The sequence below is a fragment of the Halobacillus yeomjeoni genome, from assembly GCF_020171525.1.
Taxonomy (GTDB): Bacteria; Bacillota; Bacilli; order Bacillales; family Halobacillaceae; genus Halobacillus; species Halobacillus yeomjeoni.
The window spans coordinates 407,385-420,590 of record NZ_JAIVAI010000002.1 but is presented as its reverse complement, the minus strand read 5'-3'; the positions used below and the strand labels follow the sequence as shown (position 1 = coordinate 420,590).

The following is a 13,206-nucleotide window of genomic DNA, read 5'->3' as shown; positions in this document are numbered from 1 at the left end:
ATGTGAAAAAATAAGCAAAAAAAATACACCCTCTAATCGGGGTGTTCCTCTAATGAAAGCAAGTTCATGCCCGCCTTGCTCAAGCAGGCCGTGAACTTGCTCGTTTACGCTTAGGTCTTAGGTGAGACCGTGTTCCGTTCCCCAAATGTGCATCTGTTCAAGGATCGGCATGAGTGTATTTCCAAGATCGGTCATTGAATATTCAACCTTTGGAGGAATCGTATTATACTGGACGCGGTTGATAAAACCATCCTCTTCGAGTTCCTTCAGCTGCTGGGTCAGCACTTTATGAGAAACACCAGGGAGCAGCCTTCTCAGTTCGTTGTACCTCAGGGTTCCATCGACCCCCAAATGCCATAGAATGACGGTTTTCCATTTGCCTCCGATTTTATTCAACGTATATTCAATCGAACATTTCAGTTTTCCTTCTCTATCGATCGGGGTATCCATACTATAACCACCTTTTCTTACCTTCAGGTTAGTGTCTTACAAAAAAGTGCATACTTACGTGATCTTTCACCAACAATTATAATGTCTGATGTAGAAATTAAAATCAAGGAGGAATAAAAATGTATCCTTATCCAAGAACATTTTCTCATATAGGACTTTCCGTACCAAATGTCGAGGAGGCTGTAAAATTCTATACTGAAGTTTTCGGCTGGTATGTCATCATGGAGCCTTCAGAAGTACAGAATGACGATACTCCGATCGGTCAGATGTGCCGTGACGTATTCGGCAATGACTGGGAGAAATTCAGAATCGCCCACTTGGCGACTGGTGATAAAATCGGAATCGAACTGTTTGAATTTCCTCATAATGAACAGCCTGAAAACAATTTCGAATATTGGAAGACGGGCATTTTCCACTTCTGTGTCCAGGATCCGGATATCGAAGGAATCGTTGAGAAAATCAAAGAGCATGGTGGGAAGCAGCGCATGCCGATCCGCGAGTATTACCCTGGTGAAAAACCATTCAAGATGGTATATGTGGAAGATCCTTTCGGCAACATCTTCGAAATCTATACGCACAGCTATGAATTGACTTATTCTGAAGGAGCTTACTAAAGGAAGCCCTCTGACGTTCAAAGGACGCACCACTTCGAGTGGTGCGTCCTTTTTTGTGCATTAGAATGCGGATGGAGGTAAACGTGTTACGATATGGTCAGACATACATAGGGGGAACAGACGATGACGCAAAAACTTTACTATGAAGATCCATATAAGATGACATTTGAAACGACGCTGGTAAAAACAGATCAGGATGCCCGCGGTCATTATATCGTGCTGGAAGAAACGGCCTTTTATCCGACAGGTGGCGGCCAGCCGCACGACACGGGTGTATTGAATGGAATGCAGGTCGTGGATGTGGAAGAAGTCGAGGGGGAGATCCGTCATTACGTAAGCGGAAAGCTTCCGGCCGATACAGAAAAATGGAGTGGAGAGGTCGATCGGGAACGACGCTTTGATCATATGCAGCAGCACACGGGACAGCACATCATCAGTGCGGTTTTTGATGATCGGTTCGGAATCCCGACGACCAGTTTCCACCTGGGTAAAGAGACCGTTACGATCGATTTGGATACCGACTACCTCTCTAATGACCTTTTGGAAAAAGCTGAACAACAGGTGAACGAAATCATTCTGGAGAATCTTCCTGTGGAAACGAAATGGATGTCTGTAGAAGAAGCGGGGGCGTATCCGCTTCGTAAGCAGCTTGCTGTCGAGGATGACGTTCGCCTAGTGATCATTCCGGATACCGATTACAATGGCTGCGGGGGCACACACCCGCATTCCACCGGCGAAGTCATGGCCGTCAAATTTTTGGGATGGACAAAGAGCAAAGGGCAGGTACGTCTGGAGTTCGCCTGTGGTCATCGGGTGCGACAAAAGCTTGGTGAGAAACATCAGGTTCTGACTGAAATGAAACAGTTGATTTCAAGACCGGAGGAACAGCTTGTCGAGGAAGTCTCGGCAATCATTCAGTCCAGCAAGGAAAAAGATAAGGAAATTGCGGAGTTGGAAGAGCGGCTGCTTCAATACGAAGCACTGGAAATCATATCAGAAATACCGGAAGACGGAGTGGTTCATCGCGTCTTCAACAACCGCTCGATCAAATCGCTGCAGTCTCTTGGAAAAACAATTATCGAAGAAGCACCGGATGTTTATTTAATCCTTGTCAGTGAACAGGAACATCAGCTTCAGTTCGTACTGGCTCATGGGGAGAATATTGAACGGAATATGAATGAAATCGCTAAGCAGACGATGCCCCTCATTGAAGGGAAAGGCGGTGGGAAACCGCATTTTGTACAGGGTGGTGGAAGGAACCTCTTAAATGGAGCCGATTTCGCTCAAAAGGTGAAAGAACTGTTATAATGATAGTTTAGAAAGTTGATATTTTTACCATATAAATCTTAGAGGAGAGTAAAGCCTGTCTTTACTCTCCTTTTCACCCCATAAACAGGGGGTGATGGATGAAGGGAGTGGAGGGACCATGCCGAACGTGGTCATCTTAGCCGAAAAACCCTCGCAGGCAAAAGCCTATGCAGAGGCCTTCACGGTTCAGGAAAAAACGAAAACCTACATACAATTGAAACCGGACGAAACATTTCCAAGTGGAGCGACGATCACCTGGGGCGTAGGCCATCTTGTTGAGTTGAAAGAACCTCATGACTATAAACCGGAGTGGAAGAGGTGGAAACTGGAGCAGCTGCCGATCGTTCCAGACCGCTTCCATGAAAAAGTGTCGAAGGGGAAGTGGGAGCAGTTCCAGGCGGTGAAAAAGTTGTTCCAGCAAGCGGATGTCATTGTGAATGCCGCCGACGTCGACCGGGAAGGATCCAATATATTTTACAGTATCCTCCGTTTGACAGGGGTAAAAGGGAAGCCGGTCCAGCGTCTATGGATCAATTCTCTTGAAAAAGATGAAGTTCGAAAAGGGTTTAAGAACTTGCGTGATAACGAAAAGGACCTGCGATTGTTCGATGAAGCGAAAGCACGGCAGATCAGTGATTGGCTTGTCGGCATCAATGCGAGCCGCCTTTTCACACTGCTTTTACAAAAAAAAGGGTTTGAGAGTCACTTATCGATCGGAAGGGTGCAGTCCCCGACGGTCTATCTGATTTATCAGAGGCACAAGGAAATTGAGAACTTCGTCTCCGAACCCTTTTATCAAATCGAAGGATTGTTCAAGGCGGAAAAAGGGACCTACAAAGGTCTGGCGAAAATCAAGGATAAAGATAAAGCCAAGGTGCAGGCGCTCATGGACGAGCATGGGCTGAAGGAAAAGGAAGACTTGACCGGGAATGTCCAAAAGGTCGACAAAAAAACGAAGTACCAGAAGTCCCCTAAGCTCCATTCCCTGTCCACTTTGCAGAGTGTGGCGAATAGACGTTGGAAATATAACCCTTCACAAGTTTTGAAGACGGTGCAGAAACTCTATGAAAAGCGATTGGTCACCTACCCGAGGACCGATTGTAATTACATTACAGAGAATGAGTTCGCGTACGTCGTGAATAACGTGAAGGGATACCAGGAAGCTTTGAACGTCTCTTTCACACCTGTATCTTTGAAACCGAACAAGCGTTATGTGAACAATAGTAAGGTTCAGGAACACTATGCGATCATTCCGACAAAGTCGGTCCCGACGCAGAAGAAGCTGAGCGGTTTGAGCCGTGATGAACAAAATATTTATAACGAGATTCTTGCTACGACTCTATCGATGTTCCACACGGATTATATCTATGAAGAGACCACTCTTTATACAAATGTGAACGATCTTCCTTTCAAATCTACGGGCAAAAGAGAAGTGAGCCAGGGATGGAAAGAGCTGTTTCCGAAACCGTCGAAATCGAAGGATGGAAAAGAAACTTTGTTACCGGAAGTCCAGCAGGGGGAAGAAGTCGGTGCACGAGTGGGGATCAAGGAAAGCATGACTCAACCGCCGAAACCTTATACCGAAGGGCAGCTCATCAACATGATGAAAACGTGCGGAAAGCTCATGGACGATGAGACTGATGTGGAGATTTTAAAAGAAGTCGAGGGGCTTGGAACTGAAGCTACCCGTTCGAGTATCATTGAAACCATCAAAGCCCAGAAGTATATCGAAGTGAAAAAGAACAACGTGTATGTCACAGCTAAAGGGATCATGCTCTGTGAGGCGATTGAAGGAACGTTGTTATCGAGTCCATCGCTTACAGCGAAGTGGGAGGCGTATTTAAGGAAAATCGGCAATGGTGAAGGGTCCAAGCAGGTATTCCTCAAGCAGACCGGTCAGTTCATCGAGAAGTTGATCCAGGAAACACCGGGATCGATCAAGGATGTACAAGTCAGGAGCACCGGAGAAAAGACGAAAAAGAACTGGAATCAACCGATTGCCAAATGCCCGCGTTGTTCCACGGGATCGATCATGGATCGATATAAATTTTACGCGTGTTCCGCCTATAAGGAAGGGTGTAAGGTGAGTTTTCCGAAGAGACTGGCTGGAAAGTCGCTCACGAACAACATGATCAAAACGTTGTGCGAAAAGAAACGTACGAAAGTGTTGAAAGGATTCAAAGGGAAGAAGCCTTTCAGTACCGCTTTGATGCTGGATGAAGAGTATAAGATCAAGTTTGATTTTCAAAATAAATCTTAAAGAGAAAGACCTTATGACGTGGAGGCTTCCATTGTCATAAGGTCTTTCTTTTATTGTGGTCACCATCGATAGGCTCCCGGGCACGTATTCGCCTGGGGTTCATAATAACAATGTTTTTTGTACTGCCCGGTAAAAGGCTGCCCATACCAGGTGTCAGGGCATGGGGCGTAAGGGTTGAAGTACCATAGGGCATACTTGGAAGGGTGCTGTCTCCAATATTTCAATGTTTGTTTGGCTAATCTTTTTTCCGCGCTTCTCGCGCGGTTATAAAACACATTTCCTTTCTGGACAGCTTCAAAGGAATAGTTTCCGCCCTGGACTTGATAAATCACATCCGGTACGGATCTTAATCCTTCAAAATCCAGGCAGTCGGCTTTGACTCGATTGACGATGACGTTTCCGACCATCAGCATCCCAAGCCGGCCTTCTCCTTCGGCTTCCGCCCTCATCATTCTTGCCATCAATGCAATGTCGCTGTTGTTATATTTTATTCTGGCCACTTATTTTCACCTCTATGGCAGTGTATGAATAATCTCTGAAGAAATGCTGTTTTTTGTTGAATTGTATGCAGGAAAAGGTGGGGAGGGAGGGGTGGTGGGGCTTTTATCAGCGGAATTTCTTATTTATCGGCGGGGATTTTTATTTATCAACCATTCTACCATGTTTTATCAGCGAGAATTTTTATTTATCGACCAAACTCATAAATGCACGGTTTTCTTCCCCGTGATTTTGGATACATAAAGGGTAGGAACGAAGAAAGGGATGAGAAGATGAAAGTACTTGTAATAGGTGCCAACGGTCAAGTTGGAAAGCACCTTGTGAAATTCATTCAGGAAAGTGACGATCTGGAAGCGAAAGCCATGATCCGGAAAGAAGAGCAGGCCTCCTACTTTAAGGATTTAGGGGCGGAGACGGTCGTCGTCGATCTCGAGGACGATCCGGATACGATTGCAAAGGCGTTTGAAGGTGTGGATGCTGTCGTATTCACTGCAGGGTCAGGCCCGAATACGGGACCGGATAAGACCATGCTCATCGACTTGGATGCGGCAGTGAAAACGATTGAAGCGTCGAAAGCGACAGGTGTGAACCGTTATATCATGATCAGCTCATTCGATACGACACGAGAAAAGATCCAGGAAGCTCCTCCTTCCTTTGCCCCTTATGTCGTCGCCAAGCATTACGCAGATGATTGGTTGAGAAAAACCGATTTGGATTATACGATCATTCACCCGGGCCGTTTGACGAATGAGGAAGGAAGCGGTCAGGTGAAAGCGGCTGAAGAAGTTGAACGAGGGGAGATTCCCCGCGAGGATGTAGCGAAAGTCATTTTAGCTTCCCTTCAAAATGATTCTACAATCGGCAAGGAGTTTCAAGTTGTCGGAGGAACCGACAAGGTCGAAGACGCCATTGCTGCATTATAAAAAGTACAAGGTGTAAAAGACAGTCCGGCCGCCGGGCTGTCTTTTTATTCACCTTTAATATGTCTACAGATGCATGTTTCAAGTGAAGAAGGGTATCGTATGGTAGATTCGTCTCAAGATCGAGCTGGAAAAAGGAGTGTCTAAGATGACTTCCGTAATCGAAACCGATGTATTGATTGTAGGAGCGGGGCCGGCTGGTCTTATGGCGGCCAACGAATTGCAGAAAAGAGGTGTGGACGTCACTTGCATCGAGAAGAATGCCGAGCCTTCGACTTTATCGAAAGCGCTGGGTATCCAGGCGAGGACGCTTGAAATGTTCGAACTTCTTGGCGTACACAAACCATTTCTGGAGCGGGGGTACCCCGGTCCTGGTGCCAAACTGCATTTGGGTGGAGACAGCCCTTCCATCGTCGAACTCTATCATATCCAAAGTCGATATCCATACATGCTGGTCATTCCTCAGAGTGAAACAGAGGAGATCCTGGAAGAGCACTTATCTTCCTTGGGAGGGAAAGTGAACAGGGAGCATGAAGTCACCGAGTTGGAGGATACAGAAAAAGGGGTGTTTGTGAAAGCTGATTTCAAAGGGGGAAAGAAACAGTATTTTGCAAAGTACTTACTTGCCTGTGACGGAGCCCACAGCCCGGTGCGGAAAGCTTTAGACGTGGATTTTGCTGGTGAGGATGAGGGATACACGTTTTTCCTGGGAGACGTGGACATTCCTGAAATGAAAGAGATTTACATTCAAATGCACTTGAACGATCGGGGTGCTGTAGGTTTCTTCCCTTACAAAGATGGCAGTTACCGGGTGGTGGGGCTCGACCGTTCCAAGCAGGGGCTGCCGCACAAAGATGAGCCGACGCTGGATGAAGTACAGGAAAGTATGGATACGATTCTGCCTACATCTTATGAAATCCGGAACCCAAAGTGGCTGTCCAATTTCGGAACAGCCCATCGCCAGGTGCCCAACTACCGGAGCGGACATGTGTTTTTTGTCGGTGATGCAGCGCATATCCACAATCCGATGGGAGGACAGGGGATGAATCTTGGCTTACAGGATGCAGTGAATATTGCATGGAAGCTGGAACTCGTCCTCAAAGGGTATGCAGGTGATGCTTTTTTGAATACTTATCACGAGGAGCGCTACCCGATCGGAAAGGATGTCCTGAAGGAAACATCCAGAATGCTGAAAGTCGTCACCATGAAGGGGGCGAAAGGAAAGCTGAGGAATTGGACAGGGAAAGCGGCGTTAACTCAAGGCTGGGTCCAAAAGAGAGTCGCCAACCAAATGTCCCATATCCAAAATGATTATGATCACACCTCCTGTAACCGGTCATTGAAAGATTCTTCCCTTCCAAAACGAGCCGTCCAGGCGGGAGAGCGTGTCCCTGATTATTTGATGTTTTTTGATGGGACGACAGATGAACGATTGTATCCTCTCATTTCAAGGTATGGCCACCTGTGCCTCATTTACATCGATTGCCAGGAAGAACATGTGATAGATGAAGCTTATTCTTTTTATGAGGCAGTCAACGAAGCCTTCCCTGATCTCCTTCAAGTAATTCTGGTTGCAAGAGGTGGGACAGTGACGACTAGAGAAAAAGACCTCCCGATCATCTATGATGTACACCGTCACTTGGAGAAAAAGCTCGGAATGAAAAAAGGACATATTCTCTTCATTCGCCCGGATGGTCATGTGGCGTTCCATGATGCGTCTTTGGATTCTGTTCAGACACTTGAAAGAATTAAAGATTTTTTCAACTAATCGATTAATATAGCTTTTCGGAAGCAGACATTTTGGTTGGTGAATATTTCAAGTAGTGTACTTACAAGCATCGTTCTATAATGAGTACAAATGGACAGAACCGGGGGCGTACAACTATGAATTGGTTTGAATTGAACAGAAAATACCAGCTGGATCTTCTGCGAGACGCCTATATAAAAGAACCACCTGAACTTCTGATCAATCATGAGTTTGAAGTATATTCGGTTGGAGCGCTTGGTCCGGGGAAAGAAGAAATCTATCAGGAAAAAATGTCTGATCGGTTGAAGCATATGATGGAAGACCCTGATGTCATCCCGCCCCACGCAGCTTTGGAAGTCGTACGCGAAGGTCATTCGTTGCGAAATCTCACATTGCAGCAATGGGATGGAGATGAATTGATGAAAACAGAGCCCATCCAAGAGAACACAATCAAACTCCCTGGTGAACAGGGAGTCTATGTCTTTGATGTACTTATTGAAGACGAGGAAGGTTTTGAAAGCTATGCATTTGTGGTGGAAGTCCATGGAGGTATGGAAAAATAGTTTTTTAAACAAATTTGAAAGCCAACCTTCTGCATAAGAGGTTGGCTTTGGTCATTGTCATAAAATCGTAGTGGACAGGTCCGGCAGCGACAGATGCATTTTCAAGGTGTATACGATCTTGTAATCTGGTAGAAAGCAGTCCCTGAAACTCCCTATCGTAGGAAGTTCTTTTTGTAGAAGAGGGTAGCAACGTTTTTTCCTGGTCACTTTTGTGAATAGTACTAAAGGAGTCGTGAGCTTGAACATCCTTCCAACCCAACCTGAATAACCGTTTATGATATAATGATTTCAATATCCTCCTGTTTATTTTGGAGGCATGGCTCGTGAAGATTCTTGGTACATAGGAGTCTGAATCGGAAAAGAGAGGAGAGGTCGAAATGCGATCCAAATCACAAATGAAACTGTTTGCATTGAATTCCAACGTCCCTTTAGCGCAGGAAATCTCTGAAAAGTTGGAGGTTCCCTTAGGAGAAAGCTCGGTTGTACGTTTTAGTGACGGTGAAATTCAAATCAGAATTGAAGAGAGTGTCCGAGGTACGGATGTTTATCTGATACAAACTACATCACAGCCTGTAAACGAAAACCTGATGGAGCTTCTGATAATGATCGATGCGATGAAGAGAGCTTCAGCCAGGACGATCAATGTGGTCATCCCTTATTACGGGTATGCCCGTCAGGATCGAAAAGCCCGCGCCCGGGAACCGATTACGGCGAAACTGATCGCTGATTTGCTGGAAAAATCAGGGGTTTCAAGGGTCATCACCCTGGACATGCATGCTCCGCAGATCGAAGGCTTTTTCAATATTCCAGTCGATCAGCTTCAGGGCATTCCGATTCTGGCTGATTACTACAAAGAAAAAAATCTCGATGATGTAGTGGTCGTTGCGCCGGCGACGAGTGGATTGAGTCGAACTAGAAAAATGGCCAATTACCTGGATGCCCCGATTGCATTCATTGATAATCGAAAAGCTCATCCTGACAGCGATGAAGTGATGAATGTGGTAGGGTCGATTGAAGGAAAGAATGCCATCATCGTGGATGATATGATCGATACGGGTAAAACCATCACTCTGGCAGCGAAAGCACTCGTAGAAAATGGAGTTCGTGACATCTATGCCTGCGGGACACACGCTGTTTTATCCGATCCTGCAGTTACAGAGATTGATAGCTCACAAATCAAAGAGCTGGTCGTGACCAATTCTATCCTTCTGCCTGAAAATAAAAAGATTGAAAAAATCACTTCTCTCTCCGTAGCGCCGCTTTTTGCGGATGCTTTATTGCGGGTTCAGCATGAAGACTCTGTCAGTGTGCTGTTTGATTAAGTAAAAAAGGCCGATGAGAAATCCATGGATTTCTCATCGGCCTTTTCTTGTGGGGTGAATGTTTTTAAAAGTGTAGAGAAGGAATACTATAAATCATAGTTGCTATTAGCTGGGGGTGGTGAAATGAGGAAGTTTATAATCAATACAGCAGCGTTGCTTCTCGTTGTAGTTGTGAATGGATTGGCGAATGCTCTGCCTTTGAACGGGAAAACCACGGGAGAGATATCGAATCAGTTGAATGTCTTGTTCACACCGGCGGGCTATGTGTTCAGTATCTGGGGGTTGATCTACATTCTTTTAGGTATTTGGGTGCTTCGTCAATTACCATCGAGCCGTAGAGACCTTCCCGTTTATCAATCGACCCACGGACTTTTTGTATTGAGCAGCCTTCTTAATATTCTCTGGATTTTTATGTGGCATTACGAGCTCTTCGGTCTGTCAGTCATTGTTATGGTGCTGTTACTCCTAAGTCTCATCCGGCTTTATGGAAAGTTGAAAACGGTGGACGCCTCATTTTTTGATACTCTCCCATTTTCCATTTATTTAGGATGGATCAGTGTGGCAACCATCGCAAACATCAGCTATTACCTCACTTATACAGGATGGACTGGGTTTGGAGTGTCAGATTCAGTATGGACTTTCATCCTTTTGGCAGCGGGAACAGGGTTGGCACTATATTTCCTGAAAAATGAGCAGGACTGGATATATCCACTTGTGTTTGTCTGGGCATTCATTGGAATCGGTGTGAAAAATCAGAATGTAGATGTCCCTCTGGTGGTGTACAGCTCGTATATTCTGGCGGGGGTTGTTTTTTTATTTACCCTTTTCTATGTAATTAATAGGAGTAAATGATACTCACTGAAATTAAAAGCCCCTGGTCTGCCTGACCAGGGGCTCAAACTTATTGGGGGGTATTGTAATGGAAGCGTCATGGTGTATCAATATGGGACTGTTCTCAAGTCCAGTATGAGCAACCTTCAAAGAATGCATCTTCAAGGCAGGACTGCAGAATTTCAGGCAGGCGGGCATCAATTTCATTCGGTTCAATGATTTCAATTCGATTACCGCCAACGAGTCCTTTGAACGTAATCTTCTTGTCTTTGTTCACATACAGACGGCCGATTTCCTGCTCGATTCCAAGAGAATCATGCTTCGATTCAAATACGATCAGACCTGTGATATATTCATTTCTTCCTTCCTGGAGCGCAACCTTCTTCCAGTTCGTTGTTTCCTCTAAGGCTTCAATCCCGGATTCCGGAATCAAGTCAGAATCACGGAGAATGGACACATCTTCTATTTTGGTCGCACCTAACATGCTGTTGTAAGCGGCGACGGAAATTGTATTTCCTTCAAGGTTCAAAATCGCATCAGGCTGGCCGGCACATAATTGATTCGTCAAGTCTTTGATGTAGTCAAAAACTTCCTGTGTGTTCCTTTGGATTTCGTTTTCCAGTTCAAATACAGCTCTTTTTTCATCAAGCAATTCGCGGATATCCATTTGATATTCCCTCCTAAATAATGGGTTATGGTACTATTTCCATTTAATGTATGGAAGAAACGTCTTTTTACCAGATAAAGGTGAATTTCACACAGAAGACTATGATTGGTTCCTAAGAATTGAACTTGAGAGAGGAGGATTTTTCTCTGGCTTAAAAGGGTAGAAGTTGATCTCCTCCGCGGGAAGCTTGCCGGTTTGCCCGCAGGAAAGCGAACCCTCCCCCACGCCCCAATATTTTAATAACATTCCGAAATCAAGTCCATAAGAGCAGACCCATGGAGCAAGTAGAGAAATGAACATAACTATGACTATGAAGACACTTTAAAAGTTGTTAATTTGGAAATATAATCCTTGTGATGTTGGAATTACCATAGATAGGAGTAGTTTGCCCGCTTACAATGAGGGATGGACTGAATTGGGTAAGGAGGAAACTATGGAATTTCTATTTTTATTGGCCAGCGTCATTGCTGTCATCGGAATTGCTTTCGTATCCAGTAAAATGATGACGAGGCTCTCAGAAAGCAAATTGGACGAAAATTTAATACAGAAGGAGCAGACGAAATTTTTCATATCGTCAGCCATTGTAGAAATCGTTCCCATCGTATTGATCGTAGTGGCGTTTGCGAGTTTGGAAAACAGTACACTCTCTACAGGTGCGGTGTATATATCTATCGGACTAATGGTCATCGTATGGCTCACGGTGTTAGCCAAGGTGTTCATGAAGGGACAGGAAACGGTTCAATCGGTTGAGGAGAATTACAAGCAGCAAGTCAAGGGAGTTGTTTTTATATCTCTCGCTTTCCTAAGCGGGATTCCTTTGGCGTCCATTTTCATGTTGTTCAATTTATAAAAAGAAAGGTGACAGGACTTGAGCTTGTCACCTTTCTTTTTGGTTGAATAAAGAGTTGTCTCGATTTTTTCCTTCTCATTAATCTTATGAACTGGGCATTCTTCTCAATCAAAAAAGGTACGATTACGTATAATGTTTTGAGCCATTAATCGGAGGAGTGAAAAAATCAAATGAGTTTCAACGAATATTTAAGTGAGAGTTACGACTACGAATCTAAAGACGATTATAAAAATGACTGTGGCAAAACGAAACATTATAAAAACTGTGTAGAAGATGTTCTGGATGCGATTCTATATGCACAGGAAGCAGCAGAAAAACATAATGACTGCCACACGTCCTGCAAAAGATCGATTGAAGATTTGTTAGGCGAAAAGAAGAAGGTAAAGAAAAACACGGTTCCGGTCATGTTATATTGCGGATGTCACCCTTATAAAGGGACTGGAGTTACCACCTACACATGCCACTCTAAGAAAACGAAGTTCAAATGCGTCGAGACATTCATATTCAAAGTGAAAGACTTGGATAAAAAATGTGCTGTCCTCGAATTGCTTGTGTTCAAATCTGACTTGAAGCATGAAAAAGGTAAGGATGGAAAGTGCCCGAAACGTTCCGCCTGCGACCAAGTAGATCACAAATACTTGGATGATTTAGTAGGTACAGGAATCTGCATCAATGTCGATCTATCTTGTTTTTGTGCGGTCACTTGTCTTCCTGCCGTATATTTGTGCTAGTCTTCTCGTCGGAATTATTTACGAATCAACAAAGAAGGCAGCCTGCATCCACCAGGCTGCCTTTGATACATAAGTTATCCCCCGAATGCTTCGAGAAGGTCCTCGATCTCTTTCAAATCCACCTTTTCAGACACAGGTGGTTTTTCATGTGTTCTTTTACTCACTTCGTGAGGATTCCCGCCTCCACCATTCAACATTCTTTTTATTTCCAACAACTGGAGCAGTACGTCACTCGTAGCTACGGACGTATTCCGTTTCTCATAGAGATAACTCTGAAGAGCAGAGAAGATCAGGTGCTGCAGTGTATTGTTCTTGGAATGGTATTCGATCTCCTCTATGACTTTAGGGGCGACAGTCTGGGAATCCCCTGTCTTGACATCGATGAACGTGTCAGGAATTGTGAGTAGAGTATGACTGAAGTAATCCCTGTAAATTCTTGACATAA

The 13,206-nt window shown here is 44.7% G+C and carries 14 protein-coding genes; 10 read left to right on the top strand and 4 right to left on the bottom strand.

Annotated features, from left to right (window positions below; all coding sequences use genetic code 11):
• Nucleotides 1-117: 117 nt before the first annotated feature.
• Nucleotides 118-450 carry a winged helix-turn-helix transcriptional regulator gene (locus tag LCL89_RS10245; RefSeq protein ID WP_224810020.1) on the bottom strand — a complete coding sequence of 111 codons (333 nt, stop codon included), beginning with the start codon at nt 448-450 and terminating at the stop codon, nt 118-120.
• Nucleotides 451-569: 119 nt separating this feature from the next.
• Between LCL89_RS10245 and LCL89_RS10240 the strand changes: the two genes are divergently transcribed.
• From LCL89_RS10240 to LCL89_RS10230, 3 genes are all read left to right on the top strand, one after another.
• The gene (locus LCL89_RS10240; RefSeq protein WP_197318125.1) at nt 570-1,064 is read left to right on the top strand and encodes a lactoylglutathione lyase family protein; all 495 of its coding nucleotides are present in this window, start codon (nt 570-572) and stop codon (nt 1,062-1,064) included.
• 123 nt (nt 1,065-1,187) lie between these two features.
• Complete coding sequence (locus LCL89_RS10235; protein WP_224810019.1) at nt 1,188-2,372, top strand: alanyl-tRNA editing protein; 1,185 nt, start codon at nt 1,188-1,190, stop codon at nt 2,370-2,372.
• 118 nt (nt 2,373-2,490) lie between these two features.
• Nucleotides 2,491-4,632, top strand: a complete 2,142-nt coding sequence (locus LCL89_RS10230; protein ID WP_224810068.1) for a type IA DNA topoisomerase — start codon at nt 2,491-2,493, stop codon at nt 4,630-4,632.
• Nucleotides 4,633-4,691: 59 nt separating this feature from the next.
• On the opposite strand, the gene LCL89_RS10225 is transcribed toward LCL89_RS10230, so the two are convergent.
• Nucleotides 4,692-5,093 carry a cell wall hydrolase gene (locus tag LCL89_RS10225; RefSeq protein ID WP_206760757.1) on the bottom strand — a complete coding sequence of 134 codons (402 nt, stop codon included), beginning with the start codon at nt 5,091-5,093 and terminating at the stop codon, nt 4,692-4,694.
• A 309-nt stretch (nt 5,094-5,402) separates the two neighbouring features.
• Here LCL89_RS10225 and LCL89_RS10220 point away from each other — a divergent pair, with 309 nt between their 5' ends.
• The 5 genes from LCL89_RS10220 (at nt 5,403) to LCL89_RS10200 (ending at nt 10,534) form a co-directional block, all read left to right on the top strand.
• A complete protein-coding gene (locus LCL89_RS10220; protein WP_224810017.1) occupies nt 5,403-6,053 on the top strand; it encodes an SDR family oxidoreductase in 651 nt (216 codons plus the stop codon).
• 136 nt (nt 6,054-6,189) lie between these two features.
• A complete protein-coding gene (locus tag LCL89_RS10215; protein ID WP_318245619.1) occupies nt 6,190-7,818 on the top strand; it encodes an FAD-dependent oxidoreductase in 1,629 nt (542 codons plus the stop codon).
• A 116-nt stretch (nt 7,819-7,934) separates the two neighbouring features.
• The gene (locus tag LCL89_RS10210; protein WP_224810015.1) at nt 7,935-8,360 is read left to right on the top strand and encodes a hypothetical protein; all 426 of its coding nucleotides are present in this window, start codon (nt 7,935-7,937) and stop codon (nt 8,358-8,360) included.
• Between the two features lie 377 nt (nt 8,361-8,737).
• Nucleotides 8,738-9,682, top strand: coding sequence for a ribose-phosphate diphosphokinase (locus LCL89_RS10205; protein ID WP_224810014.1), 945 nt, complete (start codon nt 8,738-8,740; stop codon nt 9,680-9,682).
• 123 nt (nt 9,683-9,805) lie between these two features.
• Nucleotides 9,806-10,534: a TspO/MBR family protein gene (locus LCL89_RS10200; RefSeq protein WP_224810013.1), complete on the top strand. Its 729-nt coding sequence runs from the start codon at nt 9,806-9,808 to the stop codon at nt 10,532-10,534.
• A gap of 103 nt (nt 10,535-10,637) precedes the next feature.
• On the opposite strand, the gene LCL89_RS10195 is transcribed toward LCL89_RS10200, so the two are convergent.
• Complete coding sequence (locus LCL89_RS10195; protein WP_224810012.1) at nt 10,638-11,180, bottom strand: hypothetical protein; 543 nt, start codon at nt 11,178-11,180, stop codon at nt 10,638-10,640.
• Between the two features lie 433 nt (nt 11,181-11,613).
• On the opposite strand from LCL89_RS10195, the gene LCL89_RS10190 reads away from it, so the two are divergent.
• Both LCL89_RS10190 and LCL89_RS10185 read left to right on the top strand, forming a co-directional pair.
• Nucleotides 11,614-12,030 carry a hypothetical protein gene (locus LCL89_RS10190; protein ID WP_224810011.1) on the top strand — a complete coding sequence of 139 codons (417 nt, stop codon included), beginning with the start codon at nt 11,614-11,616 and terminating at the stop codon, nt 12,028-12,030.
• 170 nt (nt 12,031-12,200) lie between these two features.
• Nucleotides 12,201-12,761: a CotY/CotZ family spore coat protein gene (locus LCL89_RS10185; protein WP_224810010.1), complete on the top strand. Its 561-nt coding sequence runs from the start codon at nt 12,201-12,203 to the stop codon at nt 12,759-12,761.
• A gap of 74 nt (nt 12,762-12,835) precedes the next feature.
• Here the strand turns inward: LCL89_RS10185 and LCL89_RS10180 are convergent, their stop codons facing one another.
• Nucleotides 12,836-13,204 carry a hypothetical protein gene (locus LCL89_RS10180; RefSeq protein ID WP_224810009.1) on the bottom strand — a complete coding sequence of 123 codons (369 nt, stop codon included), beginning with the start codon at nt 13,202-13,204 and terminating at the stop codon, nt 12,836-12,838.
• Nucleotides 13,205-13,206 lie beyond the last annotated feature (2 nt).

Excerpts from the sequence above, each read along its gene's own strand:
- LCL89_RS10220 (WP_224810017.1), top strand. The coding sequence starts at position 5,403 with ATGAAAGTACTTGTAATAGGTGCCAACGGTCAAGTTGGAAAGCACCTT.
- LCL89_RS10245 (WP_224810020.1), bottom strand. The coding sequence starts at position 450 with ATGGATACCCCGATCGATAGAGAAGGAAAACTGAAATGTTCGATTGAA.
- LCL89_RS10200 (WP_224810013.1), top strand. The coding sequence starts at position 9,806 with ATGAGGAAGTTTATAATCAATACAGCAGCGTTGCTTCTCGTTGTAGTT.
- LCL89_RS10185 (WP_224810010.1), top strand. The coding sequence starts at position 12,201 with ATGAGTTTCAACGAATATTTAAGTGAGAGTTACGACTACGAATCTAAA.
- LCL89_RS10235 (WP_224810019.1), top strand. The coding sequence starts at position 1,188 with ATGACGCAAAAACTTTACTATGAAGATCCATATAAGATGACATTTGAA.
- LCL89_RS10190 (WP_224810011.1), top strand. The coding sequence starts at position 11,614 with ATGGAATTTCTATTTTTATTGGCCAGCGTCATTGCTGTCATCGGAATT.
- LCL89_RS10195 (WP_224810012.1), bottom strand. The coding sequence starts at position 11,180 with ATGGATATCCGCGAATTGCTTGATGAAAAAAGAGCTGTATTTGAACTG.
- LCL89_RS10225 (WP_206760757.1), bottom strand. The coding sequence starts at position 5,093 with ATGGCAAGAATGATGAGGGCGGAAGCCGAAGGAGAAGGCCGGCTTGGG.
- LCL89_RS10180 (WP_224810009.1), bottom strand. The coding sequence starts at position 13,204 with ATGTCAAGAATTTACAGGGATTACTTCAGTCATACTCTACTCACAATT.
- LCL89_RS10230 (WP_224810068.1), top strand. The coding sequence starts at position 2,491 with ATGCCGAACGTGGTCATCTTAGCCGAAAAACCCTCGCAGGCAAAAGCC.
- LCL89_RS10205 (WP_224810014.1), top strand. The coding sequence starts at position 8,738 with ATGCGATCCAAATCACAAATGAAACTGTTTGCATTGAATTCCAACGTC.
- LCL89_RS10210 (WP_224810015.1), top strand. The coding sequence starts at position 7,935 with ATGAATTGGTTTGAATTGAACAGAAAATACCAGCTGGATCTTCTGCGA.
- LCL89_RS10240 (WP_197318125.1), top strand. The coding sequence starts at position 570 with ATGTATCCTTATCCAAGAACATTTTCTCATATAGGACTTTCCGTACCA.